The 25,242-nt window shown below is 42.7% G+C and carries 22 protein-coding genes; 13 read left to right on the top strand and 9 right to left on the bottom strand.

All coding sequences use genetic code 11. The annotated features are described in order from the left end of the window. Nucleotides 1–293 precede the first annotated feature (293 nt). Nucleotides 294–1,229, top strand: coding sequence for a precorrin-2 dehydrogenase/sirohydrochlorin ferrochelatase family protein (locus IRQ95_RS00355; RefSeq protein WP_194435041.1), 936 nt, complete (start codon nucleotides 294–296; stop codon nucleotides 1,227–1,229). Nucleotides 1,230–1,293: 64 nt separating this feature from the next. Here the strand turns inward: IRQ95_RS00355 and IRQ95_RS00350 are convergent, their stop codons facing one another. Further along, nucleotides 1,294–1,779 carry a YajQ family cyclic di-GMP-binding protein gene (locus tag IRQ95_RS00350; protein ID WP_194435040.1) on the bottom strand — a complete coding sequence of 162 codons (486 nt, stop codon included), beginning with the start codon at nucleotides 1,777–1,779 and terminating at the stop codon, nucleotides 1,294–1,296. 17 nt (nucleotides 1,780–1,796) lie between these two features. After that, the gene (locus IRQ95_RS00345; protein WP_194435039.1) at nucleotides 1,797–2,849 is read right to left on the bottom strand and encodes a 3-deoxy-7-phosphoheptulonate synthase; all 1,053 of its coding nucleotides are present in this window, start codon (nucleotides 2,847–2,849) and stop codon (nucleotides 1,797–1,799) included. 248 nt (nucleotides 2,850–3,097) lie between these two features. Here IRQ95_RS00345 and IRQ95_RS00340 point away from each other — a divergent pair, with 248 nt between their 5' ends. Continuing rightward, on the top strand, nucleotides 3,098–3,580 hold the full coding sequence (locus IRQ95_RS00340; RefSeq protein WP_194435038.1) for a PaaI family thioesterase: 483 nt from the start codon (nucleotides 3,098–3,100) through the stop codon (nucleotides 3,578–3,580). Between the two features lie 7 nt (nucleotides 3,581–3,587). On the opposite strand, the gene IRQ95_RS00335 is transcribed toward IRQ95_RS00340, so the two are convergent. Continuing rightward, nucleotides 3,588–4,958, bottom strand: a complete 1,371-nt coding sequence (locus IRQ95_RS00335; RefSeq protein ID WP_194435037.1) for a hypothetical protein — start codon at nucleotides 4,956–4,958, stop codon at nucleotides 3,588–3,590. Between the two features lie 101 nt (nucleotides 4,959–5,059). Between IRQ95_RS00335 and IRQ95_RS00330 the strand changes: the two genes are divergently transcribed. Continuing rightward, on the top strand, nucleotides 5,060–5,893 hold the full coding sequence (locus tag IRQ95_RS00330; RefSeq protein WP_194435036.1) for a CvfB family protein: 834 nt from the start codon (nucleotides 5,060–5,062) through the stop codon (nucleotides 5,891–5,893). A gap of 204 nt (nucleotides 5,894–6,097) precedes the next feature. Here IRQ95_RS00330 and rsmF read toward each other — a convergent pair whose 3' ends face one another. Continuing rightward, entirely contained in the window at nucleotides 6,098–7,531 is a 1,434-nt protein-coding gene (gene rsmF, locus IRQ95_RS00325) for a 16S rRNA (cytosine(1407)-C(5))-methyltransferase RsmF (protein WP_194435035.1), read from the bottom strand. 54 nt (nucleotides 7,532–7,585) lie between these two features. On the opposite strand from rsmF, the gene IRQ95_RS00320 reads away from it, so the two are divergent. Beyond that, entirely contained in the window at nucleotides 7,586–7,849 is a 264-nt protein-coding gene (locus IRQ95_RS00320) for a hypothetical protein (RefSeq protein WP_194435034.1), read from the top strand. 31 nt (nucleotides 7,850–7,880) lie between these two features. Here IRQ95_RS00320 and IRQ95_RS00315 read toward each other — a convergent pair whose 3' ends face one another. Genes IRQ95_RS00315 through IRQ95_RS00305 form a run of 3 tightly spaced genes read right to left on the bottom strand, consistent with a single transcriptional unit; the run spans nucleotide 7,881 to nucleotide 13,617 of the window. Then, complete coding sequence (locus IRQ95_RS00315) at nucleotides 7,881–10,514, bottom strand: PqiB family protein (RefSeq protein ID WP_194435033.1); 2,634 nt, start codon at nucleotides 10,512–10,514, stop codon at nucleotides 7,881–7,883. Then, the gene (locus IRQ95_RS00310; RefSeq protein ID WP_194435032.1) at nucleotides 10,507–11,775 is read right to left on the bottom strand and encodes a paraquat-inducible protein A; all 1,269 of its coding nucleotides are present in this window, start codon (nucleotides 11,773–11,775) and stop codon (nucleotides 10,507–10,509) included. Before IRQ95_RS00310 ends, IRQ95_RS00315 begins: the two co-directional genes overlap by 8 nt. A gap of 45 nt (nucleotides 11,776–11,820) precedes the next feature. Next, nucleotides 11,821–13,617, bottom strand: coding sequence for an ABC transporter ATP-binding protein (locus IRQ95_RS00305; RefSeq protein WP_194435031.1), 1,797 nt, complete (start codon nucleotides 13,615–13,617; stop codon nucleotides 11,821–11,823). A gap of 106 nt (nucleotides 13,618–13,723) precedes the next feature. Between IRQ95_RS00305 and IRQ95_RS00300 the strand changes: the two genes are divergently transcribed. The 5 genes from IRQ95_RS00300 to pepN all read left to right on the top strand — a co-directional run bounded on the left by IRQ95_RS00300 (nucleotide 13,724) and on the right by pepN (nucleotide 20,627). After that, nucleotides 13,724–14,197, top strand: a complete 474-nt coding sequence (locus IRQ95_RS00300; RefSeq protein WP_194435030.1) for a GAF domain-containing protein — start codon at nucleotides 13,724–13,726, stop codon at nucleotides 14,195–14,197. 98 nt (nucleotides 14,198–14,295) lie between these two features. Beyond that, nucleotides 14,296–14,928 (top strand): RNA chaperone ProQ, encoded by a 633-nt coding sequence (gene proQ / locus IRQ95_RS00295; protein ID WP_194435029.1) that lies wholly within the window; start codon nucleotides 14,296–14,298, stop codon nucleotides 14,926–14,928. Nucleotides 14,929–14,945: 17 nt separating this feature from the next. Next, nucleotides 14,946–16,940: a carboxy terminal-processing peptidase gene (gene prc, locus IRQ95_RS00290; RefSeq protein WP_194435028.1), complete on the top strand. Its 1,995-nt coding sequence runs from the start codon at nucleotides 14,946–14,948 to the stop codon at nucleotides 16,938–16,940. Between the two features lie 134 nt (nucleotides 16,941–17,074). Beyond that, nucleotides 17,075–17,746, top strand: coding sequence for a hypothetical protein (locus tag IRQ95_RS00285; protein ID WP_194435027.1), 672 nt, complete (start codon nucleotides 17,075–17,077; stop codon nucleotides 17,744–17,746). Nucleotides 17,747–18,020: 274 nt separating this feature from the next. After that, on the top strand, nucleotides 18,021–20,627 hold the full coding sequence (gene pepN / locus IRQ95_RS00280) for an aminopeptidase N (RefSeq protein ID WP_194435026.1): 2,607 nt from the start codon (nucleotides 18,021–18,023) through the stop codon (nucleotides 20,625–20,627). Between the two features lie 804 nt (nucleotides 20,628–21,431). Here pepN and IRQ95_RS00275 read toward each other — a convergent pair. Together IRQ95_RS00275 and IRQ95_RS00270 are read right to left on the bottom strand one after the other, a co-directional pair. Beyond that, entirely contained in the window at nucleotides 21,432–21,722 is a 291-nt protein-coding gene (locus IRQ95_RS00275) for a type II toxin-antitoxin system RelE family toxin (protein WP_194435025.1), read from the bottom strand. Continuing rightward, complete coding sequence (locus IRQ95_RS00270) at nucleotides 21,712–21,960, bottom strand: type II toxin-antitoxin system Phd/YefM family antitoxin (RefSeq protein ID WP_075648886.1); 249 nt, start codon at nucleotides 21,958–21,960, stop codon at nucleotides 21,712–21,714. The genes IRQ95_RS00275 and IRQ95_RS00270 overlap by 11 nt, the downstream gene beginning before the upstream one ends. A gap of 363 nt (nucleotides 21,961–22,323) precedes the next feature. Here IRQ95_RS00270 and IRQ95_RS00265 point away from each other — a divergent pair, with 363 nt between their 5' ends. The 4 genes from IRQ95_RS00265 (at nucleotide 22,324) to IRQ95_RS00250 (ending at nucleotide 25,216) form a co-directional block, all read left to right on the top strand. Then, nucleotides 22,324–22,863, top strand: coding sequence for a GNAT family N-acetyltransferase (locus IRQ95_RS00265; protein ID WP_194435024.1), 540 nt, complete (start codon nucleotides 22,324–22,326; stop codon nucleotides 22,861–22,863). 14 nt (nucleotides 22,864–22,877) lie between these two features. After that, nucleotides 22,878–23,204, top strand: a complete 327-nt coding sequence (locus IRQ95_RS00260; RefSeq protein WP_228481028.1) for an antibiotic biosynthesis monooxygenase family protein — start codon at nucleotides 22,878–22,880, stop codon at nucleotides 23,202–23,204. Between the two features lie 236 nt (nucleotides 23,205–23,440). Next, the gene (locus IRQ95_RS00255; RefSeq protein WP_194435023.1) at nucleotides 23,441–24,709 is read left to right on the top strand and encodes a D-amino acid dehydrogenase; all 1,269 of its coding nucleotides are present in this window, start codon (nucleotides 23,441–23,443) and stop codon (nucleotides 24,707–24,709) included. A 288-nt stretch (nucleotides 24,710–24,997) separates the two neighbouring features. Further along, nucleotides 24,998–25,216 (top strand): DUF2835 domain-containing protein, encoded by a 219-nt coding sequence (locus IRQ95_RS00250; RefSeq protein WP_114764462.1) that lies wholly within the window; start codon nucleotides 24,998–25,000, stop codon nucleotides 25,214–25,216. Nucleotides 25,217–25,242: the final 26 nt, after the last annotated feature.

The following is a 25,242-nucleotide window of genomic DNA, read 5'->3' as shown; positions in this document are numbered from 1 at the left end:
GTCTCTAAATCAACTAGTTATAAGCCTAGGAAAGGATCTGCATATTCTCAAATGTATAATTTAAAATGATTTTTGATTAGAATCACAATCCTCGACACAAATAGAATGACGAAGTGTTAATTATTTGTAAATAGTACCTTGATCTCACTTCTCGTAATGCAGATTTAGATACAGTGGTAGCCGCTATTTCATAGTTTTATAGTCTTAATAAACGCTTTTAACTCAAAATATAATTTTAAAGTTAAAGTTAAATTCGACGTATAGTATTGAAGGATAAATAAGCAAGGAGCGAAATGCAGTACTTTCCAATGTTTTTAGACCTCAAAGGTAAAGAGGTGCTGGTGGTTGGTGGCGGTGAAGTGGCTTGCCGCAAAGTGGAAACCCTGGTCAGAGCAGGGGCAATTGTTACAATTGTGTCTCCAGCGATTGAAGATTACTTGCAGACTTTAGTTGTAAGTGAAGAGTGCCAATGGGTGCAGAACTTCTACTCACACGAGATGATGGATACGCGATTTGTGCAAGTTTGGGCAACCACTGATAACCCGAATTTGAATCATCAGGTGCACCATGACGCCAAAAAACTGGGTATTCTGGTTAACGTGGTGGATGACCAGCCATATTGTGACTTTATTACGCCTTCAATCGTTAATCGCGGTCGTTTTCAGATAGCGATTTCAAGTGGTGGAGCGTCACCTGTGCTGGTGCGAAATATTCGACAAAAATTGGAGTACATACTGCCACAAAACCTCTCCTTACAAGGAGATTTTGCTGCGTCGAAGCGCAATGATATTAAGCAGAAGCTGCCAAGTGTTGATTTACGCCGCAAGTTTTGGGAACGATTTTTTGACCATGCTCAGGTAGAGTTGGCCGCGTCACGACAAGAACTAGAAGAGTGTTATCAAGGTCTTCTAAATGAGGCTGTCACGACTGAGGGGCAGCTGACCTGGGTTGAATTCGGTCAAGATATTGAATTACTCTCACTTAAGGCATTAAGATTAATGCAACAAGCAGAGTTAGTCTTATATCCATCAGACTGTCCATTTGTGTTTGTCGATAGTGTTAGGCGAGATGCTGAGCGACTGATGTTTTATGATGAAGGGGAGTTGAGTAAGTTAATTGCTCAAGCCCAGCAACAACAATTACGTGTGATTGTGTTCATCAATGAAGCATCGGCAAAATATAACTTACTGATTGGTGATAGTTTAAGACTCAAATCAGCGAAAATGTAATCTGTGTGTTCACGTCGAAAAAAAACCCGCGAAGACGCGGGTTTTTAACATTTAACGGTATTGACTAGTCACGGAAGTTTTCGTACTGGAATGGTTGGCCCAGTTCAGCTTCACGGATCAGAGCAATAGCAGCCTGAAGGTCATCGCGTTTCTTACCTGTTACGCGTACTTTTTCACCTTGAATAGAGGCTTGCACCTTCATCTTTGCGTCTTTCAGCGCTTTCACAACCTTTTTAGCCATTGGAGTGTCAATGCCTTGTTTGAAAACAAGCACTTGATGCCAATTTTTACCCGTTGCTTCAGGATCTTTTGCTTCCATTGAATTCGCGTCCACACCGCGTTTTGCTAGGTGTCCACGTAAAATGTCACGCATTTGCTTTAGCTGGAAATCACCTTCCGCGCTGAGTTTTACAGATTCATCTTTTTGTAGCTCAATCTCTGCTGCTACGTTTCTAAAGTCGAAACGAGTAGAAAGCTCGCGTTGAGCGTTCTCGATTGCATTGCGTAGTTCTACGCTATCGATTTCAGAAACAATATCAAAAGATGGCATGTAAATTTCCTCTAAAATTATGGGCGTGCTTTAACAGCATCCGCCAAAAGTTCCAACATGTACGCAGTATCTTCCCAGCTTAAACATGGGTCAGTGATAGACTGACCGTAGGTTAGGGAAGTAATGTCGTCCATTGGTTGATTGCCTTCAATAATAAAGCTCTCAGCCATAATACCTGCAATGTACGTACTGCCAGATTTAATTTGTTCGCAAATGTCTTTAGCAACATCGATCTGTTTTCTATGTTGTTTTTGGCAGTTCGCGTGACTGAAATCTACCACAAGACGCTGTGGTAGGTCGAACTCTGCAAGCTGTTTACATGCGACTTCGACTGATTGTGCATCAAAGTTTGGACCTTGATCGCCACCACGCAGAATGACGTGACCATATGGGTTACCAAAAGTGCGGTAAACAGTCATACGGCCGTTTTTGTCTGGTGAATAGAAGTAGTGCTGAGCTTTTGCTGCGCGAATCGCATCGATAGCAATTTTGATATTACCATTGGTACCGTTTTTAAAACCTACTGGGCACGATAGTGCAGAGGCCATTTCACGGTGAATTTGCGATTCAGTTGTGCGCGCGCCAATTGCACCCCAAGTAATAAGATCGGCAATGTATTGGCCAGTGATCATATCAAGAAACTCGGTAGCCGTTGCCAAGCCAAGTTTATTGATATCAAGCAATAGCTCGCGAGCTTTGTTAAGACCAGTTTCAAGTGCGTAAGAACCATCTAGATTAGGATCGGTGATTAGACCTTTCCAGCCTACAACAGTACGAGGCTTTTCGAAGTAGGTACGCATGACGATGAATAGTTCGTCTTTGTATTGTTCTTGAATGGTAGCTAGGCGACTCGCGTAATCGAGTGCTGCGTCTGTATCGTGAACAGAGCATGGACCAACGATAACAAGAAGACGTTGGTCTTCACCTACCAAAATACTTTCAATCTGACGACGAGATTGAGCGATACGCGCCGCTACATCGTCAGTAATAGGGTAAGTGTGGCTCAACTCAGCAGGAGTTGGCATAGGACCCATCGGTTGGGTTCTTAGTTCGTCGGTTTTAAGTGGCATACTGCAGCCTATTCTTTAATTACGAAGCGCTAAAGATAACGGAAACCCACTAAGGAATAAACTAAATATACAAATTCTTAAGATTTAACTTATAACCAAGTAAATCAAGTAACCTTAGTGGTGTGACAATGTAACTGTTTAAGCGCGGTTCATTCTCAATTATGTTAATAATATGTTGACTTTGCTGCAAAACAATATATAACTTAGTTATTAAAAACAGATCAGACCAGTTGATAACGGAAGTCACTATGCTCAGTCCTCTACGCCAAGCAAATTTCTACTTGAACTCTTTCGGCTTCTTTAAAGTCCCGTTGATCTGGCTATGCCGTCCCAAGATATTGCAATTGGACGAAGAGAAAGTCGAAGTGATGATCCCGCTGCGTCGTAGAACTAAAAATCATCTTAATAGTATGTATTTTGGCGTTTTGGCTGTCGGTGCAGATGTTGCTGGTGGCTTTATGGCAATGAGTAAGGCGCAGCAGCGAGGCGAAAAAATTTCGCTGGCGTTTAAAGCGGTCAAAGGAGAATTCTTAAAAAGGCCAGAAGCGGATGTATTGTTTACTTGCAGTGACGGTTTGCTGATTGACCAAATGCTGGATGAAGCCATTGAAACAGGAGAGCGCATCAATAGAGCGGTAGTAATTACTGCCACCTGTCCATCACTGCATGCCGATGAACCGATGGCGGTATTTGAACTGACGCTTTCGATTAAGTTATCTAAGCGCCAATAACGATTATTTAAGGCAGTTGAATGTTTGGGTCGACGTCAACCTGCTCTATCGCGACAATCTTGGTACGGTTTAAGATTATTTTCCAGCGGAAGTATCTCTGTTTGCCGTCATCGCGGTCTTCTTTAGCTATTAAGTTAATTAAGTGACGCTTTTCGACAGACTCTCGACTCACTTGACCGTTATTCAGTAAATAGACGCTGTTTGAGCCTTTATCCATTAATCGTGTTAGCGATCTCATGCTAACGAACATGGTTTCACGGGTCTCTTCATAACCACTCATAAAGCGTGAAGTCGCCATTTCGATTTCCGAGCGGTAATGAAGTATCTGCTCTTCACGTTGCGCGGTGCGTTTTTTGCGAATAAACATAACTCTATCTGGAAGCTTGTTTAGTGCTTGATAGTCGAGCCATTCGGTTTTTTGACCGACCACTTTATTGGTGGTTGGGTCAGTATAACGTTTACGCCATCGCGGTTTACCCTTTCGGAACCATCGCCAGAGTACATCACGAAGATCATCTTTAAAGATTTCACGCAGAGCATAAACAAACGACATCGCGACAATAAATGATGCGGTGATTTCACCCCAGTAATCACGAGCAAGTACCGCGGTGATGGTGACAAACACCATGACAAAACCCGTCGCCAAACCTTTAACGATTCGCTTCATATTTTTACCTAGCGAGGTCGTTTTTTCTTTAAGTACGATAGGGTGTTCAATGAGTCGACGTAGTAGGCGCATCTTGTTACTCATTCGCGTTACGTCGTCACGTGTTGCTGGTGAATTGTAGTTATTGAGCTTGCGATGCGCTTTCTCTTTTTCGACAATCAGGATCAAACGCTCTTTCAGCGTTTTGTAATCACCATCACGGGGCATATGAGCAATCAGAGAAAGAAACTTTTGCTCGGTGTACCATGATAAATAGTTGTCGATGTTGGCATAATAGCGCTTCAAGCTTTCTTCATAAGGAATGCCACGACGCAATTTCTTGAGAATGTCGATAGACAATTCAATCACCGCATCGATTTCTTCGTCGGTCACGACGTCAGTGTCATAGCGATTAAGTTGGTTAACGGCTTTATCTAATGCGATGACGTACTGATAAGCAAACAAACTCAAACTGACGCGATACTGAGTCGATGATAAACGTCCTCGTTTTGCTAAACGGCTATGGATAAGTGGCAAGAGTATTTTGTCACTGTAATAAGCGCGCTTTTGCACGATAGACTCATAATAAAATTCAGTTTCTTTGAGCACGTCAGGACTGAGCCCTAACTCACCAGGAACAAAGAAATAGAGGTCAAGATTGGCCTTTTTGCTGGATGCCATTGAATGGGAAATCTTGAGCGTGATGCCGTCCTGCTTATCAACGGTAATCAAGGGGGAGCTCCGAAAGGAAAAAAGTTCGAATAATCTGGCGCAAGCATAACAGACTTTCGCTATAATCGCTCCAAATTAAGTGTTACAGAGATAAAAATACAATGATTAATGTTGGTCAAGTAAACCACCTCGAAGTAGTGAAACAAGCTGATTTTGGCGTGTTTCTTGATGCAGGCGATTTTGGCACCACTCTTTTACCGCAACGTCACGTTCCAGAAGGAGTGGAAGTAGGTCAGTTTATTGATGCATTCCTGTATTTTGATTCTGACAACCAACTGGTTGCAACCACAGAGACTCCAATTGCTCAGGTAGGCGAATGGGGTTTAATGAAAATCGAAGGCATTAGCAGCACGGGGGCATTCGCTAACTGGGGTATCAAAGAGAAAGATCTGTTGGTACCGTTCAGTGAACAACGCGGTCGTCTCGCTGCAGGTCAAACCATTCTTGTTTATGTCTACACAGACCGTGCATCAGGCCGCATCGTCGGTACGACGAAATTCAACAAATTGCTAGACAAGACGCCTGCAAACTACACTCGTAACCAACAAGTGGATTTGTTGATCGCTGAGCGTAGTGACTTAGGCTACAAAGCAATTGTGAATGGTGAACATTGGGGTGTGATCTTTAATTCCGACGTATTTGGTAAACTGTTCATTGGTAAAAAAATGAAGGGTTACATCAAAGGGATTCGTGAAGATGGCAAGATTGATTTATCTTTGCAGAAAGTTGGTGTCGCTAAGATGGATGACTTGAGCTGTAAAGTCATCGAATTGCTAGAGAAAAAAGGTGGATTTTTACCTTTAAACGATAAATCTTCACCAGAAGAGATTTTCGCTGCTTTTCGTACCAGTAAAGGGACATTCAAAAAGACCATTGGTGGTTTATACAAGCAAGGCAAGATCACTATTGAGAAAGACGGTATCCGCCTTAGCTAATTCAACCTTTGTTATGACTTCATACTATTGAAGCATAATAAAAAAGGCCCAGATCTTATCCTGATCCGGGCCTAGGGGATTGGCTCTAATGTTTGAGCCCGCGCTAACTTTCTTAATATTATTGTTTGTATATAAGATTAATATTAGTACAAAATTTGGTTTGCGCGAGCTTGTCTTGGGTTTTAGAACTAATTTAATACGTGATTAAAATAGGTTTTTGTCACGGACGAGTTCACGAGGTAAGCCGTTCTTAACACGATTCCCAACCCATTTACCAAGTCCAATCACATAGTTACCTACATCACTGCCCATTTTAACTAAGACTTCACCTTTGCCAGATTGACCTTCTGGGCGAACATCGCGTCCCATAAACCATTCACGAGCTTCCTCAATAGAAAGTACTACGCAATTAGTTTCGGAACCATCCGATAGTGCTGTCGCAACTTGATGCTGCCAGCGGTAACCTTTTTTATGTGCTTCAGCAATTTTGATCCCCATGCGTGAGAATTTAAACTCGCTCAGCATTGGCTCAAGAGCGGTAGGGAATAACCATACGTCGTTGTCGCGTAGCCATACAGCAGAATCAGCAGGCAAAGTAACATCGAGTGCTTCTTTTAACTGTTTCGCGATGTCTTGCTGTACTTTATTGCTAACTTTTTCAAATGGGAATTTACCCAAGCGTTTTTTAACTTCAGGAGCTGGCACCGAACCAAGTTTACGCAGACGCGCAACGAAGAAGCCTTCACAATCGTAAACTTGAGGGAAGATGTGTAAGAAACCTTCTTCGGTAATTGCTTCTTTTGCATTAGGAAACAGTTCAGACAGGTTATCGAACTCAACTAAGTCACCAAATGTTTCTTTAAGGTGCAGACAAACTTCTTGGTTTTCTTCACGACTCAATGTACAGGTTGAGTAGACCATTACGCCACCAGGTTTAAGGGCATGGAACGCGCTTTCAATTAAGTCTTTCTGTGTCTCTGCGATAGAAATAACGGACTCCTTACTCCAGTTTTTCATCGCATCAGCATCTTTACGTACGGTTCCCTCTCCAGAACATGGCGCATCGATAAGCACGGCTTCAAATTGTTCTGGTAGCCAGCCACCGAACACACGACCATCGTAGTTACTCAGTGCGGCATTGCGTACACCACAGCGCTCGATGTTGGCATGCAGGACCTTAACTCGGCTTGATGAAAATTCATTCGCCACCAGCACACCTTCGTTATTCATGCGTGCCGCAATTTGTGTGGTTTTTGAACCCGGAGCGGCAGCCATGTCCAATACGCTGTCGTACTGGTCATCGGCTTGAAACAAGGTTGCAACTGGCATCATTGAACTGGCTTCTTGAATGTAGAAAAGACCGCTCATGTGTTCTGCTGTATTACCAAGAGGGACGATGGATTCATCGGCTTCAATCCAGAAGCCTTCTTCACACCAAGGCACAGGCTCAAGTTGCCAACCTTTTTCTGCTGCTCGGATCAAAAACTCGTCAATCGAGATTTTCAGCGTGTTAACACGAATACTTTTACGCAGTGGGCGTTGGCAAGCAGCGACAAAATCTTCCATATTCAGTGAACTAGGAAGGATTTTCGCCATCTCGGCTAGGAATGCATCAGGGATAAATACGTTAGCGTGCAAAATGAAAACTCGAGCAAATAAAACTTAGCGCGATTATACCCGAGAGAGTTGAAGATGGAAGGAGAACGGGTACTGGATGCGGGAGACGCGAACGCTTCGCTACAGAATACGGATGGGGGAGCGCAGCGTTTTCGCTGCTTACGGAATCAGGAACGCTTTGCTACGGAATACGGATGCGGGAACGCAACGTTTGCGCTGCATACGGAATTGGGAACGCTTCGCTACGGAATATGGGTGTGGGAACGTAGCGTTTACGTTGCTTACGGAATATGGAAAAAAAAGCGCAGCTTGGGCTGCGCTTGGTGTTGGATAAGTTAATCTTATAAATTACTTGGCTTATAAGCTTTGCTTATGGCTTTGGAATGGCGGTTCGCCATGATTTCCAGTCGGCTTCTGGCGCTTTATGTAGCAAGAAAGATTGATCTTGCTTTGCGACAGGTTGAAGTTGCGAGCCTTCAGGCGTGGCAAAGGTGATTCCGCCGCGCAATAAGCTGTCTACAGTGCCTGAACGAATGTCAGCCCCTGTTAAGCCAATAGAAACATCGACACCAGAGCTATTCCAAAAAACGCTATTTTGGCGCACTAGGTAAGCGTAGTCTGCATCGACCGCGATCTTAGTAATAACGCGATCGGCAAACTCACCCAGTTCAACACTGACGACTTCGCCAACTTCTATTTCGCGATAAAGCACTGGAGTGCCAACGGCGACAGAGCCGCGAGTCTCACTTTGCAGTATGAACGAGACACCAGCAGCTTGGAATGGCTGACTATGCAGTTCAAAGCTATTGGCTTGTGCGCCATCACCAACTGAGACACTAATAGATTGGCTAAGGAGGTTCTCAATATTCTTGACGCCACTTAAACCTACCTCTGCCTGCGGAAGCCAAAAATAACTCCCTTGGCGAGCAATTTGGGTGGCAAACTCAGGTAGAATACGTGCTTTTAATTCAACGTCATTACGCGAAAAATCAGGCACGACTTTACTGATTTCACCGACTTTGATGCTGTTGTATTGAATAGGGGTACCCACCGAAACTTTACTGTCGCCATGAGCGATTAGCGTGATCTCGAACCCTGCTTTTTGGGCCTGTTTCAACGTATCGTATAGCTTCCAGTTGCTGCCTTCTTTATTCGCAATGCCTGACATAGTATCAAACGCAATGCCCCCTTTGATTAGGGTCTTAAGCGGTGCCGCTTTGACACTTACTCCGGCGAGTGAAGCGTCAATCTCAACCCCAGAGCGATTCCAGAAGACAGTCTCTTTATTCAGTAGGTGTTTGTATTGGTTTTCAATCGTGACCGTAACCAAAATAAGTCCATTCACCAGTTTATAGTCAGCGACGTTACCAACTTGCAAATTACGATAGAGTAGAGGGCTGCCTTTAGAAACCGGAGGTAGCTCGTCAGTGACCAAGGTAATTTTTTGTGAGCCGCTTAGAGCGTGCTGAGCCAGCTCTGCTAAAGATTGGCTCTTATACAGTTGATACTGAGGTTTGGCGATTTTGTCTCCAAGACTGACAAAACTGATCGAACCCGTGAGTAGCTGCTTTGCAGGTGGTACTGTGACATTTAACCCCGCCTCGGTTAATTCGGCACTAGCGCTGCCTGTTACGAAGAAACGGTTATTTGAGCGGATTAGATTTTGGTAACGCTTATCGATTAATAGGTCAAAACGTACTTTGTCTTGCTCCAGTGTTGTTTTAGTGATTTCACCGACACTGACACCACGATAAAGCACCTTAGCGCCAGCATCTAGACCAAATGAATTGTCGGCGTACAGTTCAACCGCAATCGACTGAGCTTGTTGCATTTTGAACTCATTCTTACGAATTGCAGTAAATTGACGCGCTTTTTCTCCTTCACCTGGTACTAATGTTAGGAAGTTACCCTTTATAAGGTTGGTCAGGTTTTCGACGCCAGAAAGAGACACTTCGGCTTCTTCAAGCACAAAACGACTGCCAGTGTTAAGCATGTCGCTGAAAGCTGGCTCAATAGCGGCCGACGCAATGATGTGCTCGCGTTGCTTGTTTAGCTCCAAATCAGTAATTTGCCCAATTTGAATGCCACGATACATAATTGGCGCGCCCGAAGGGCTGATTTTGTTATCGTCCGGTAAGGTTATTTTGATAGAGATACCACGGCCAGCAGTTTTTAGGTCTGGATAGAGTTTGAACTGGGCGTTTTGTTTTACCGGCTCACCGCGTCCAGGGGAGTCTACAGCGATAGAACCGCCAATTAATGCGGTTAAACTTTCCAAGCGGATATCGACCCCTGAGAAACCAACGTTTGCGCCAATCCCACTCACATTCCAAAACCGGCTTTCACTATTAATGATGTCACGATATTCATCTTGGATAGAGGCTTGGATGATAACGTTTTTGCTCTGCTTATCGAGCTGGTAGTTGTAAACTTCACCAATTGGAATCTTACGATAAAGAATTTGAGAGCCAATCGAGATCCCACCTAGGTCTCTTGATTTAAGTGTAATGCTCAAGCCCTGATTCGCCAGTAGATCGACTGGTGCGCGATCGAGAGCAACGAATGTGGTTTTAATTTCGTCGCTTTCAGCGCCGGGTTGAATGGCAATGTAATTACCCGATACCAGCGCATCAAGGCCAGAAATACCGGACAGTGATGCTGTCGGTTTTACCATCCAAAAGCGGGTAGTATCACTTAGTAGTTTGGTTGCTTCTGGATAGATATCAGCTTCGACATAAATGCTCTCTAGGTTCTCAGAAAGAATAATATCGCGCACCATACCCACTTCTAAGCCTTGATAGCGGATAGTTGTGCGTCCTGCAATTAAACCTTGAGCATCAGAGAACTGAATTTTGACTCTCTGTCCTGCATCGTGAACAGCTTTAAATACTAACCACCCTGCCAACACCATGGTGAGAATAGGGAGTATCCATAGGGGCGAAATACCTTTATTCCGCTTCACATCAGGTGAGTAAGAATTTTGCGAAGACGTTGAATTACTCATTGAAAGACTCTTGTTGTTTTAGTTTTTTGCTCGGACGATTACGACTTTCATCATAATTATCCCAGATAAATCGAGGATCAAAGCTATCTGCTGCCAACATGGTTAATACCACAACGATACCAAAAGCGACAGCGCCATATCCTGGCGTAAAATCAAGGATTTGACCACGGTCAACTAAGGCCATCATTATCGAAATAACAAACAGATCCATCATGGACCATTTGCCGATCCACTTCACGACAAAGTAAATCATCATTCGTTGTCGATGAAAAATACGGCGTTTGAATTTTACTGCCAGCAATATATAAGCAAGCCCAATAATTTTCGCCACAGGCACGACAATACTGGCGACAAAGATAATCAGCGCGATGCCACTCATGCCATTTTTTACCAATGCAGCGACACCTGAGAATATGGTGTCTTCTAAACGTTTTCCGTTGGTAAGCAAAATAGAAATTGGGATCAGGTTCGCTGGTAATATCGCAATTGAAGCGGCCAACAAGTATGCCGCTGTTTTCTGCATAGAATTCGGTGTTCGATGCGCCAAACTGTTGTGGCAGCGAACACACTTGTCATTGTTCGGCTGAGAGAGGTGACAGACAGTGCAGTGCACATCTTTATGCTCGAACGGGTATTCATTTTCTGCTTGATATGCTTCCCAGTAGCGACGTACGCTCACGCGGCTTACCAGTAGCACGGTAAAGAGCTGCAATAGAATTAGACCATATAGACCGACGCCAACAAACAGATCGGAATAGTCTTGTAGTTTAAAACAAGAAATCGCGACACTAATTAAGAAAACGTCGATCATCACCCAATGCTTGAGATGCTGCACGATCCACAAGGCGGGTCTTAATAATTTAAACGAACGGAGTTTAAGTGCGATATGTGCTGCCACTACAGAACTGCATACCAGTAGTGGTGCGATTGAGCTGCAAAATGCAACTAATAGTGAAAGAAAGACGAAGCCTTCTTCGAACAAAGTAATAATGCCTGACGGAAGGGTTGCCGGTATCATTTGCCCGAACAGACGGATACTCAAGAAATTGAAAAAATGCGAAGGGATAAATAGCAACAGGCAAGTTAGCGCAATGGCTAAATTGCCTGATAAAGAAGGCCTACCACCGCGATAAAGTTGCGTACCACAGCGAGGACAGAATGCACTCTTGCCTAGTTCAACCTCAACAATATCAACGGGTAACTCACAGCCTTGGCAAAGTCGAACTTTACTAGGTTGCGTGATGTGCGGATCTAAACTCAAAGTGCCCCCTGATGGTTGAGGGCAAATAGATAGAGAGTAACCCTGTTAGCCGTGCGATTGCACAGCGCCATAGAGGGTTTGATATAGACCTTGTTGTTCAACTAATTCTCCATGAGTCCCGGTTTGGGTCACTTGTCCATCTTCTAACACGTAAATGATGTCTGCTTGTTTAACCGCAGATAAGCGGTGCGCTACAATTAGCGTTGTTCGACCATTTAAGAATTCAGTTAACGCTTTATGCAGAGCAGCCTCGGTTGCGGTGTCTAACGCTGAGGTTGCTTCATCTAAAATGACAAATTTCGGGTCACTTAATACCATGCGAGCGATAGCCAGTCTTTGTCTTTGCCCGCCAGATAAGCGAATACCATTACGGCCAATCTGCGTTTCCAACCCTTGGCTAAGCTGGCTAATGACATCTTGCATTTGCGCGATTTCAAGCGATTGCCAAAGTTGCTCGTCACTATAATGACTGCCGAGGGTGAGATTATGCCTCAAGCTGTCATTAAATAGTATAGGTTGCTGTAAAACCACGGCAATTTGATCACGTATTACATCAAAACTAATGTCGTCGGTAGTGTGATGATTGAATTTAATCACGCCAGATTCAGGACGGTAGACGCCAATTAACAGTTGAATTAACGTGGACTTGCCACCACCACTGGCACCAACTAAGGCAACCTTTTTCCCCGCAGGGATATGCAGATTAAGGTGTCTGAGCACTTGGCTTTCATCGTTATAAGAAAAAGTGACGTCCTCAATACTCACATCAACTTCTTGCTGGTCATTAAACGGGTTCACTTTACTCTTAGGACGATATTCTTCTTCAAGTTCTAATAAGGTATTAATACGTGTTAAAGCGGCTTTTGCACTGTACCAAGAGAACTGAATACCGAGCAGCTCTTGAACAGGCGAGAGCATAAACCAAAGGTAGCCAAACACAGCGAAAATCTGGCCAATGGTCAGGTCGCTGAACATTACCATCAACATCGCAACCGCACGAAATAGCTCAAAGCCCAATAAGAATAGTAGAAAGGAGACACGACCAGCCGCTTCTGATTGCCAAGCGTACTTATCGGCATCGAGACGAATTTGGTTGGCATTCAGTTTAAGTTCGTTCAAAAATTCACGTTCGCGATTTGCTGCACGCAGCTGATAGATGCCGTCCAATGTTTCTACTAAACGATTTTGAAAACGTTCAAATGATTGGTTTTCACGTTTCTTAAGGTGTTTAACTTTGCTACCGAGCAGTCGGGAGAAATAAATCACGATGGGATTGACGAGTAAAATAAATAAACCCAAGCGCCAATCTATCCACAGTAGTACACCCGCAGTGCCAATAACGGTAAGAAAACTAATAATAAATTTGCTCAGCGTAGAGCCGATGAACTGGTCAATTGTTTCAATATCGGTAATCAAGTGAGCATTGATACCGCCACTGCCGCGAGTTTCATACTGACGAATACTAATGCGGCCTAGCTTATCAATCATTTTACTGCGCATTTGATAAGTGATGGTTTTAGAAACCAGCGTAAATTGTCGGCTTTGCAAAATGTTGAGCACTTGGCTGACAGTGCGCATCAATATAACAAGAAGCAACGCAAAAAAAATGTAACCCGTTGGTGTTTGAATTGAGCTAGGCAAAACGCTATTCATTAGCTCAAGACCAGTACTGGGCTTGTCGAGCAGAACTTCATCCACCATTAGAGGTAATAGTAGAGGGATAGGGACACTGACTAATGTCGCTACAATCGCAATGAGGTTAGCTACGATCAGCTTAGATTTGTGTATTTTTGCTTGTGAAATCAGCCAAGAACGGCTAATAGTGTTATTGTTTTCGGTCATTCTACTGATAATAAGAATAATTTATACTCACATTGTACGTAGAATCGCCAAACATGTCTCATGTTTTGATTCGAAGTCGCGGTAAGGTCTCTAAACGGAAGTTGTTATGAAGCAAGAATTTTATCTATCCCTCACTAAACAAGCACAGGCTCTTATTGAGTCAGAAACGAATCTGATTGCTAATTTGTCGAATATCAGCGCGTTACTTAATATGTCTCTCGAGGATATCAATTGGGTCGGTTTTTACCTGATGGATAAAGATGAATTGGTATTGGGGCCTTTCCAAGGCAACCCTGCTTGTGTTCGCATTCCGGTTGGAAAGGGTGTTTGTGGTACAGCTGTGGCGACAAACCAAGTTCAACGCGTCCATGATGTTCACCAATTTGAAGGTCATATCGCTTGTGATGCCGCTAGCAATTCAGAAATTGTTATCCCATTTTCAATTGATGGAAAAATCGCCGGTGTGTTAGACATCGACAGCCCAAATATTGGTCGATTTGACCAAGAAGACGAAAATGGACTGCTTAAATTAATGGCAGAAGTGGAAAACCTGCTTAATTCACACGCTATCAAGGCATAAATTCGCGTTAGAGTGTGGTTTTTCGTTTACAGGTCACTATAATGGCTGAAATATTTATCTTAACGCTCGCGGATAGTCCGCTTTAACCAGGAACCCCCATGGAAAACACTGAAAAGTTAAAAAACAGCAAAGAAGTAATTGCATACATTGCTGAATGTTTCCCTAAGTGCTTTACTTTAGAAGGTGAAGCAAAGCCACTTAAAATTGGTATTTTTCAAGATCTTGCGGATCGCCTTTCAGACGACCCGAAAGTAAGTAAAACTCAGCTTCGTGCAGCGTTAAGACAGTACACTTCATCATGGCGTTACCTACACGGTGTTAAGCCAGGTGCAGTACGTGTAGATTTAGATGGCAACCCAGCTGGTGAGCTTGATGAAGAGCACGTTGAACACGCTAAAACTGCACTAGCAGAAAGCAAAGCGAAAGTGCAAGCTCGTCGCAAAGAACAAGGCAAGAAGACTCGTGAAGAAGGCAAGGCAAAAACTGCTAAGCCTGCGGCTAAAAAGCCTCAACAAGCTCGTCGTCCTGCTAAGTCAGCGCCGAAGGCAGCTAAACCAGTTGAAACACGTCTACTAACAGCTGAAGAAGTAAAAGTTGGTAACGCAGTAAACGTGAACATGGGTAAAGGAAACATGCCTGCAACTATCGTTGAAATCAATAAGGAAGATGTGCGAGTTCAACTGTCTAACGGCCTACAAATGGTTGTGAAAGCGGAGCACCTACGCGCATAAAGGAGAATCTCCTACGCATGAAATGCCGTTTAAACTTTTCGCTGATTGCTGCTAGCGTTATGCTAGCAGCTACTCCAGTAAAAGCACTCGAAGCTAAAATCGAATTAACTGACTTACCTGCGCTTGAGCAAGAAGCTCAACACAAAACCGCCAGTAAGCGAGTCGCTTCTCGATTTACCCGTTCTCATTACAAACATTTCTCGTTAGACGATCAATTTTCGCAAGCGATCTTTAATCGTTACCTTGAAATGCTTGATTTCAATAAGAATATCTTTACTCAAGCTGATATCGACTCCTTTTCTAAGTGGGCGAATTCGATTGATGATCAATTAAAGTCAGGTGATAACCAAATCGCTTTTGATATTTATAATCAATCAATCAAACGTCGCTATGAAAGGTTTGATTACGCCTTATCTCTACTCGATAAAGAGATGACGTTTGATACCGATGAAAGTATTGAACTTGATCGCAGCGAAGCCGCTTGGCCGAAGAACGAGCAAGAGCTTGATGAACTATGGCGTAAACGGGTTAAGTACGATGCCTTAAATCTGAAATTGACTGGCAAGAGCTGGGATGAAATCAAAGACATCCTAGGCAAACGTTACAATAATGCATTGAAACGTTTGACTCAGACCAACAATGAAGATGCTTTCCAATTGTACATGAACGCGTTCTCGCGCGAAGTCGATCCTCACACTAGTTATCTTTCCCCACGAAATGCTGATCAATTCCAGCAAGAGATGAATTTATCCCTTGAAGGTATTGGTGCTGTGTTGCAAATGACTGACGATTATACCGTGATTCGTTCACTTGTTGCTGGTGGCCCAGCGGCGAAGAGCAAGAAACTCGGTGAAGGTGATCGCATCATCAGTGTTGGTCAAGATGATGGTGAGATGATTGATGTGATTGGTTGGCGACTTGATGACGTGGTCCAACTTATCAAAGGGCCAAAAGGCACAACGGTCAAACTTGAAATCTTACCGGAAGGTAACGATGCAAAGAGTGAAGTTATCTCAATTGTTCGCGATAAAGTTCGTCTAGAAGATCGCGCTGTTAAATCTGAAATCATCGAGCAAGATGGCAAAAAGATTGGTGTCCTAGAAGTACCGAGTTTTTATGTCGGTCTGTCTAAAGACACGGATAAGCTGATTTCTGAACTCAAACAGAAAAAAGTCGACGGTATCATCGTTGATTTACGTAACAATGGCGGCGGAGCACTAACTGAAGCTACGGCTTTATCTGGGTTGTTTATTACGAGTGGCCCGGTTGTTCAGGTTCGAGATAGTTATGGTCGCATTAACGTTAATGCAGATACCGATAACGAAATCAGCTATGACGGTCCATTGATGGTACTAGTTAACCGCTACAGTGCATCTGCATCTGAGATTTTTGCCGCTGCAATGCAAGATTATGGTCGCGCAGTAGTCGTGGGTGAGAACTCATTCGGTAAAGGCACGGTGCAACAACATCGTTCGCTCAATCATATTTACGATCTGTTCGATAAAGAATTGGGTTACGTTCAATACACAATTCAAAAATTCTATCGAATTGATGGTGGTAGTACGCAAAATAAAGGTGTCGTACCCGATATTGCTTATCCAACACCGATTGACCCAGCTGAGACGGGTGAGAGTGTTGAAGATAATGCACTACCGTGGGATAGCATTGAAAAAGCGGATTACACACAGTTACAACGTAACGATAAATTGATTGCGCAGTTAGATAAACAGCATCAAGCACGCATCGCAAATGATCTAGAGTTTGGTTTTATCGCGCAAGATATCGCAAGATACAATGCAGAGAAAGAAGATAACGCTCTGTCATTAAACGAGAAAGAACGCAAACGCATTAGCGATGAAGCGGATAATCGTCGTCTTGAACGTATTAACCAACGCCAAAAACTGGCCGGTGAAACGCCATATAAATCATTGGATGATTTACCGAAAGATTATGAAGCACCAGATGCATATCTAGATGAATCTGTGGCTATCATGGTTGATATGATACGTTAAGCTAATCAACAAAATACGAAGCGAGCTCAAGTAGCTCGCTTTTTTTGTACCAAAAACTAATGTGAGCCAGATCAAATTTTTAGCTTTATCGCCGACTTGTGCCTACGCTTAAAGAAAAAGTAAGGGGACGCGATATGAGATGGATTGGGATTTTATTAGCTTGTTTTAGCTTTACAACTTGGGGGACCACCCCTTCTAATGCGCGAGAAACCGAAGCGTTAAGTTTGTTTGATCATCCGTTTCTAATCGGCGATTGGTATTTGATTAATCCTGAACCTGAGAAATCAGAAGAAGACTATATTGCGATAAAATTGACGTTAGACTCTAAGTATAATTTCACGATTGATATTCAGAAAAAAGACTATACCGTTGATCGCTGGGAAGGAATGTATACCGCAAATGAAGATACGATTATTCTCGGGTTGAATACCGATCATCCTCAGATTTACTCTTATGCGAGCAACCACAATTTGCTTAATTTAAACGGCATCGTTTTTACCAAAGCCCTTTCAAACTCACTCGCAGGCATGTGGTCAAGTAAGCATCTTGATGGTGATGATCTTTTGGCGAGTGACGTCAACCAGATGGATTTGATATTACAACCTGATTTTGTATTTCTATTCAAAGTCAGCAACCCTGATGGTGACGAAGCGATCAGAAGAGGTGTTTACTTTACAGAAGGCGAGCATCTTGTCCTGTTGTATGAAAACGGTGAACATAATACTCGCTATAAACTTAATCGAGATACGTTGACGATTGAATCGGGTGAAGGCGGCATGTTTGCGGTGTTAAATCGAATAAGATAAACATCGTCAATTTACTGGTTGTTTAGATTTATAAGTTAGATGTAAAACCAATATTAGAAAAAAACGAGGTAATGTATGACAATACCTCGTTTTTTTGTTGTCACAGTTGTAAGCTTTACAACTAAGTTATTAGAGAAAAAAGCGTCAGCCTCATACTGAACGATAAGTAACGAATGCGATTTCAGATGTTTTGTCTGAACTATCGTAATTTTCGTTGGGGTACAATCTCTAGAACACTTAAAACTACCGACATTATTTGTAGAAGGATTTAGAAATGGCTCAAGCTCCTCAAGCCAAATATCGCAAAGATTATCAGTCTCCATCTCATACGATTACTGATATCGATCTGACATTTGAATTATACGATACCGCGACATTAGTGACGGCGGTCTCACAAGTTAAGCAACTGAAACAGAGCTCAACTTTAGAGTTAGATGGTGATGGGTTGGTGCTAAAGAGTCTATTAGTAAACCAAGAACCATGGTCTGATTATGAGTTGGTTGAAGATGGCATTAAGATCAACCAATTGCCTAGCGAGTTTACATTAACTATCGTTACCGAAATAAACCCAGAAGCGAATACTGCATTAGAGGGTTTGTACAAATCTGATGGTGCTTACTGCACTCAATGTGAAGCGGAAGGCTTCCGTCGTATTACTTACTACCTAGATCGCCCTGATGTACTGGCAATTTACACTACAACTGTGATTGCCGATAAAGCGCAGTATCCATTCTTACTAAGCAATGGCAACCGCGTTGAACAAGGCGAAACTGAAAATGGTCGTCATTGGGTGAAGTGGTTTGACCCACATCCAAAACCATCTTACCTGTTTGCATTAGTGGCGGGTGACTTTGATGTTCTACGTGACAAATACACCACCAAGTCTGGTCGTGCATTAGAACTAGAAATCTTTGTCGATAAAGGCAACTTAGATCGCGCTAATCATGCGATGGTTTCGCTGATCAATTCGATGAAGTGGGACGAAGAGCGTTTCGACTTAGAGTATGACTTAGACATTTACATGATTGTCGCGGTTGATTTCTTCAACATGGGCGCAATGGAAAATAAAGGTTTGAATGTCTTTAACTCTAAGTTTGTTCTAGCGAACGATCAAACTGCGACCGACACAGATTACTTAGGTATCGAAGCGGTAATCGGCCACGAGTACTTCCATAACTGGACTGGTAACCGTGTGACTTGCCGTGATTGGTTCCAACTTAGTTTAAAAGAAGGTTTGACTGTTTTCCGCGATCAAGAGTTTTCATCTGATCTTGGCTCACGAGCGGTAAACCGCATTAACAATGTCCGTATTATTCGTGGCCCGCAGTTTGCCGAAGACGCCAGTCCAATGTCCCATCCAATTCGTCCAGATAAAGTGATTGAGATGAATAACTTCTATACCTTAACCGTGTATGAAAAGGGTAGTGAAGTCATTCGCATGTACCACACTTTACTGGGAGAAGAAGGCTTCCAAAAAGGCATCAAGCTTTATATGGAAAGACACGATGGAACAGCCGCGACATGCGAAGATTTCGTTAAAGCAATGGAAGATGCTAACAATGTTGACCTTACTCAGTTCCGTTTATGGTACAGCCAATCGGGTACACCGACCGTAAAAGCAAGCAGCGAATACAATGCTGATGCTAAAACGTACACATTGACGCTAGAACAATCAACTGACCCGACTCAAGATCAAACAGAGAAGCTGGCACTGCATATTCCATTCGATATTGAGTTGTATGATGCAATGGGTGCTGTGGTTGAGTTACGCTGTAACGGAGAAAAAGTTTCAAATATTCTGAATCTAACTCAAGCAAAACAAAGCTTTGTGTTTGAAGGTGTGACAGAAAAACCCGTACCATCATTGTTAAGAGAATTTTCTGCACCAGTAAAACTTGAATACGATTACAGTGACGAAGAGCTAACGTTCTTAATGGTTCATGCACGCAATGAGTTTGCTCGTTGGGATGCGGGACAAATGTTGTTGGCGAAGTATATTCGTCGCAATGTTGTTAACTTGCAAGCGGGTGGTGACGTCTTACTTCCAAGTGAAGTCGTCGATGCATTCCGTGGCGTATTGTTAAGTGAAGAACTAGAACCAGCGTTTATTGCTGAAGTGCTTTCATTGCCAAGTCACAATGAAGTATCAGGTTGGTACAAGACTGTTGATGTCGATGCTGTCGCAGCCGTACTAAAAGCGATCAAAGTTCAATTAGCATTTGAACTACAAGATGAGCTTTCTGCAATTTACCACAGCTTGAATCAAGCAGAGTACACTATTGATCACGCAGCAATTGGTAAGCGTGCTCTACGTAATACCGCTTTGGCTTACCTTGCTCATACCGAACAAGGCAATGTTTTGGCTGAGCAACAATATCAGCAAGCTAATAACATGACCGATACGATTGCTGCAATGTCTGCTGCAAACCAAGCGCAACTTGCGTGTCGTGAAACACTGATGACTGATTACAGCAACAAGTGGAAACACGATGGTTTGGTTATGGATAAATGGTTTGCACTGCAAGGTAGCAACCCTGCAGGCAACGTACTTGAAGTGATCAAACAAACGATGCAGCACGAAGCATTTAGTTTGAAAAACCCGAACCGTACTCGCAGCCTAATTGGTTCATTCCTTAATATGAATCCGGTTCACTTCCACGCAGTCGATGGCTCTGGCTACCAATTTGCTGGAGAGATCTTACGTGAGCTCAATAGCTCAAACCCGCAAGTAGCCTCACGTTTGATCGACCCACTGCTAAAATTGGGTAAGTACGATGAAACGCGCCAAGCGTTGATTAAAGCTGAGCTTGAAAAACTTAAAGCGATGGATAACCTGGCGAAAGACCTGTTTGAGAAAGTGACTAAGGCGTTAGAGTCTTAATCATAGTTTTTCTTATAGTAGAATGAAACAGCGGCTCTAGTAGCCGCTTTTTTTGTGTGCGGACAAGGGAGCTTTTTTCAAAAAGCAGCAATAACTGTATAAATATACAGTTAAAATTGATGTGCCGTAAATTTGAGACTACTAGAAGAGAGAGTTTTGTTTAAGTCATTGATTATTAGTTATTAATGAGATTTCTGGTTTTGATGTATGTCCCGCTTACAAGTATGACTGCCCATTTTATCTTAGTGTCAGCGGTCCAATTACTCTTTGCAGCGCCAAAGAGTAATCAGAAAGGCGCTTTTCTATCTTTGGTGTTTTCCGGCCAGTTTTAGGCGTTCCCGACGCCGAAAACTTAAAAATACTTCCTGTATTTTTGCCTATTGTTTTGGTTACTTTTAAGCAGATGTAGATGAAGTAAATGTGCGTGTTTTGAGAGTGAACAGGTACAAATATTCATCGCAATAGTGCATAATTTCTTCTGATAATATGTTTCGCATTTGAATGCAATAATGAGTAATCGTTGGTGTTTCAATCGATAGCGATGAGGTTCCCGGTGGCGGGAAATCAATGTTTATGGTCACCGCAATTGGTACGGCGGTGGTCGTAGAAAATACGTCTAATAAGTCGGTTGTGCGTTGAAAGCTAGAGTTACTGTTTTTAGTTTATGTTCAGCTAAGACTGCGAAGGTTAGTTCTTTGGTGTCGGGTATCAACATTTCTTCGTTCGGGCTTATAGTTTTAGTGTAGTTAAATCAGGAAGTAGCTTTTGTAGTTGATGTTGGTCGCTAATACGATGTTTACCTACTTAGTCATCTAGCCTTTTTACAGCTTTACGGTAAACATCATTGCGTTCTCGTTTGCCGATTGCCAGGACTGTTACAGTGATGACATTATCTTCAACTTTATAGACTAGGCGATAGCCAGATTGACGCAGCTTAATTTTGTACATGTTTTCAGAACCTGAGAGTTTTGATGACAAAACATGTGGGTTTTCTAAGCGTTCGATTAGCTTTTTCTTAAATTGTTGTTGAAGTGTAGAGCCAAGCTTCTTCCACTCTTTAAGTGCGGTCTTTTTGAAGTTGAGTTTATAAGTCATCAATATTTACAGATATGCTTTCTTCCGATTCTCGTTCTTTAGCTATGGCTAGTAGTTCGAGATCTTCGAGTCTATCCACCATCATTTCGTATGTTTCTGCAGGCACGCAATAAAATGCCGGCTCGTTTCGGTTCAGTACCGCAACTGGTTTCCCCTCAGCACTAGTCGCGACTCTCATTGGGTTCGCTTTTAGTTCAGTAATGCTTGCTGCAACGTCAGCCAAAATTCGAGTGGTCATATATTCAGTCTCTTAAGCGGTCTTTATACTGGTCATATTAGCTTCACTTAAGCGCTATAACAAGTTGCCCAAGAATGAATGATTAGGCGTAGTCTTTTTACGAAACGCTGTGTGCGTTATGTTTTAAGGTCAGAAATACAAATTTTTGAGCAATAAAGTTTTCACTAACGGCATAGTATTTTTTCCATCATACGATTAACACAATCCACTATGGCGTGATATTTCTCTCAAATTATGCGAACCATCCCTCGCTTCAACCTCTATTCGTAATGTTGACATATTTGTTATGTTACTCAGTAAGTTAGAATGACAGTAGGATATGTTTAATCCATGTCATTTATATTTTTGCAAGAAGGAGTATGCATGAAAATAGTGGAAGCAAAACGGTCAGATTTAGACTCTTTCTTTAATTATTTAGCGGCGCATCTTGCCGAAAATGCGGCTGATGATTCACCATTGTTTCAGCCAATAGCTAAACAAAACTGCTTAGTCTCCGATCTGTTAAAGACTAAGTTTAGAGATGGTTTCGAGCACAGTCTTGGTGAGCATGGTTGGCGAAAACTCTGGGTGATTAAAGGCTCAAACGAGCAAGTGATCGGTCATATTGATTTACGTCATTATGCAGAAGCACATAAATTTCATCGCGTGTTATTGGGAATGGGTGTTGATTCAAGTTGTAGAAATCAGGGGTTAGGCGTAAAACTGATTAAATGCGTCATTCAGTTTTGTCATGACGAACCGAGTATCGACTGGTTAGATCTCAGTGTTCTTTCGAATAATCTGCCTGCCAAAAATCTCTACTTGAAATGTGGTTTTGAAATCTTAGGCGAAATGCCAGATTGCTACCGCATAGAAGGTGAGCCTGTGTCAGAAACGACAATGACGTTATGTACTAGAAACTAAGCCGTAAACATAAAATGAAAAGGAAAATTCATGATAGCCAGAGAATGAAAGCCACTTGCCCAAAACAGTATGCAGAAGGCTTTATTGCTTATCTTTATGACACAGGAATTAAGGATACTTCATCAACGGAAGGTTTCGTTGGCGCGCAAATTCTCAATCGAGATTTAGGTGATGAGGTAGAAATCACTTTACTAAGTTATTGGCAAGATCTCGAATGCATCAAAGCATTTGCGGGTGAAGATATTGGCGTTGCTAAGTTGTACCCGGAAGATGACAAATACCATCTAAACCCAGATCGACATGTAAACCACTATGAAGTGCGTGAGAATATGTGGCTATAGCCGTTATAGAGTATTGCCTGTATCGAGCATTGCCACAGCGCTCACAATTCTATTAGTAGAACTATCAACGACAGTTTTCTGTGTCCCAGTTTTTCCCACCTTGTTTGATCTTCCTAACGGTATGCTACACAGTTTATTTAGGTGATGATGATAGACGCATTTATCGATTTCGCTAAATGCGTTACTGGCTAGGAGCTTTATATCAGACATTGCTACAGGATAGGCAAGGATGGGTTATGGCTGAAAAGACAGTGGCGATTGTAGGCGCTGGTATTATTGGGATAACGTCGGCGTATTTGCTGAGAAGAGCAGGTTATCGGGTTATATTAATTGATGCTGAAGATGGTCCAGCATTAAAGAGTAGTTACGCCAATGGCTGCCAACTGAGTTATTCGTATATTGATGCGATGTCCTCACCGAGTTTAATCAAGAAAGTACCAAAGATACTCTTGGGAAAAGATCCCGCGTTTCGTATTAAGCTCTCACCGGACTTAAATCTCATCTCTTGGGGTAGTAAATTCTTGTTAAATGGACAGGCACAACAAGAGTTGTTGAATACGCGCGCTTTGCTGCGATTGGCACTTCATTCTAAAGAAGTGCTTGAGACACTTTTGTCTGAGTCTGATTTTTCATTTGATCATCGCGTTTCCGGCAAGCTGCTTATCTACACCACTCAAGCGGAATTAGACAAAGCCGCAACAAGAGTAGAGCAAAAAAAGCAATGGGGTTGCAAACAAGCGATCCTTAATCAGCCACAATGTATCGAGTTAGAGCCGTCGCTGCAGCATCTATCTAAACCTATTATTGGCGGAATTTATTCAGCTATTGATGCCGTTGGTGATCCATTTCAGTTTTCTCGTCAGTTGCTTAAGCGTATGGAAAGCGACCGAGGCTTTACTGCACAGTTCAATTGTAAGGTCACTCGAATCATCAAACATCAACATTCAATTACTTCGCTTGAAACCACTCGGGGAAAAATTGAGGCTGATGCTTATGTTTGGGCGACCGGATCGGAGAGTCTAAATCTTCTAAAGCAGGTTGGGATTAAACTGCCCATTTATCCAATCAAAGGTTATAGCATTACTGTGCCAGCCACTGAGTATGCGCCAGGAGTCTGTGTAACCGATATGGATAATAAAGTGGTGGTCAGTCGCGTCGGTGACAAACTTCGGATTGCAGGTTGTGCGGATATTGTTGGTCACAATCGAGATAAAGACCAAACTCGGATAGAACACCTATTAAGTGTTGCGCAGCAAAATTTCCCAAAGGCAGGTCGTTATAGCGAGATCCTGCATACTTGGGCAGGCATGCGTCCGGTCACGCCAAGTAGTGTGCCGATAATTGGCAAAGCGGGCGCCGATAATTTGTTTGTTAATATTGGACATGGCATGTTGGGTTGGACGTTGTCATTGGGCTCAGCCTCTCTATTAACCTCACAGATCAAACAGCAACAACCTCCGATCGATAATCAGGGGATGAGACCCAATGACCACGGAATTAGATAACTTCGCGATTAACTGTATAAATATACAGTTAATTTGAGGTGGCGGGAAAATCGGTACTCTGAGCCTGATAAACGGTTATTTTGCAGGCTATTTTTACTGGGTATTACTCATTTTGTCTTTTTTTTCGGCGATTGATAGAGGTTTGCCGTTCTCTCTAATAGGCCTAGGCCGTTAGTGCAACTTGGTTGGTTTACAGTATAGAATAGCCTAGCGACCTTTATTAGAAGCATAGCTATTAAAAACATAGTTATTAAAAGTATGATTATTTAGGACTTAACTCAATCGCTCATGAATCAATACTACTTTTCCCTCAACATTCCCTATCAAACCTTTCTTGCTCACTACAACGGTGCCGCAAGTAGTGTCATGGTGACAACCGACAATGGCCTGCGTATTCAACTGCCAGCGACGCGCTTTCGTCCGTTCTTAAGCCAAATTGGTTTGAAGGGGCGATTTAGGTTAACAACTGACCAGAATAACAAGTTTCTAAAGTTAGAAGTTCTGTGAGTTCTGTAATTTGCAGGACTTTAAAT

Origin of the sequence: Vibrio fluminensis, from assembly GCF_015278125.1 — a bacterium.
GTDB lineage: Bacteria > Pseudomonadota > Gammaproteobacteria > Enterobacterales > Vibrionaceae > Vibrio > Vibrio fluminensis.
The sequence above is the reverse complement of the archived record's forward strand: the minus strand, read 5'-3'. Positions and strand labels throughout refer to the sequence as shown.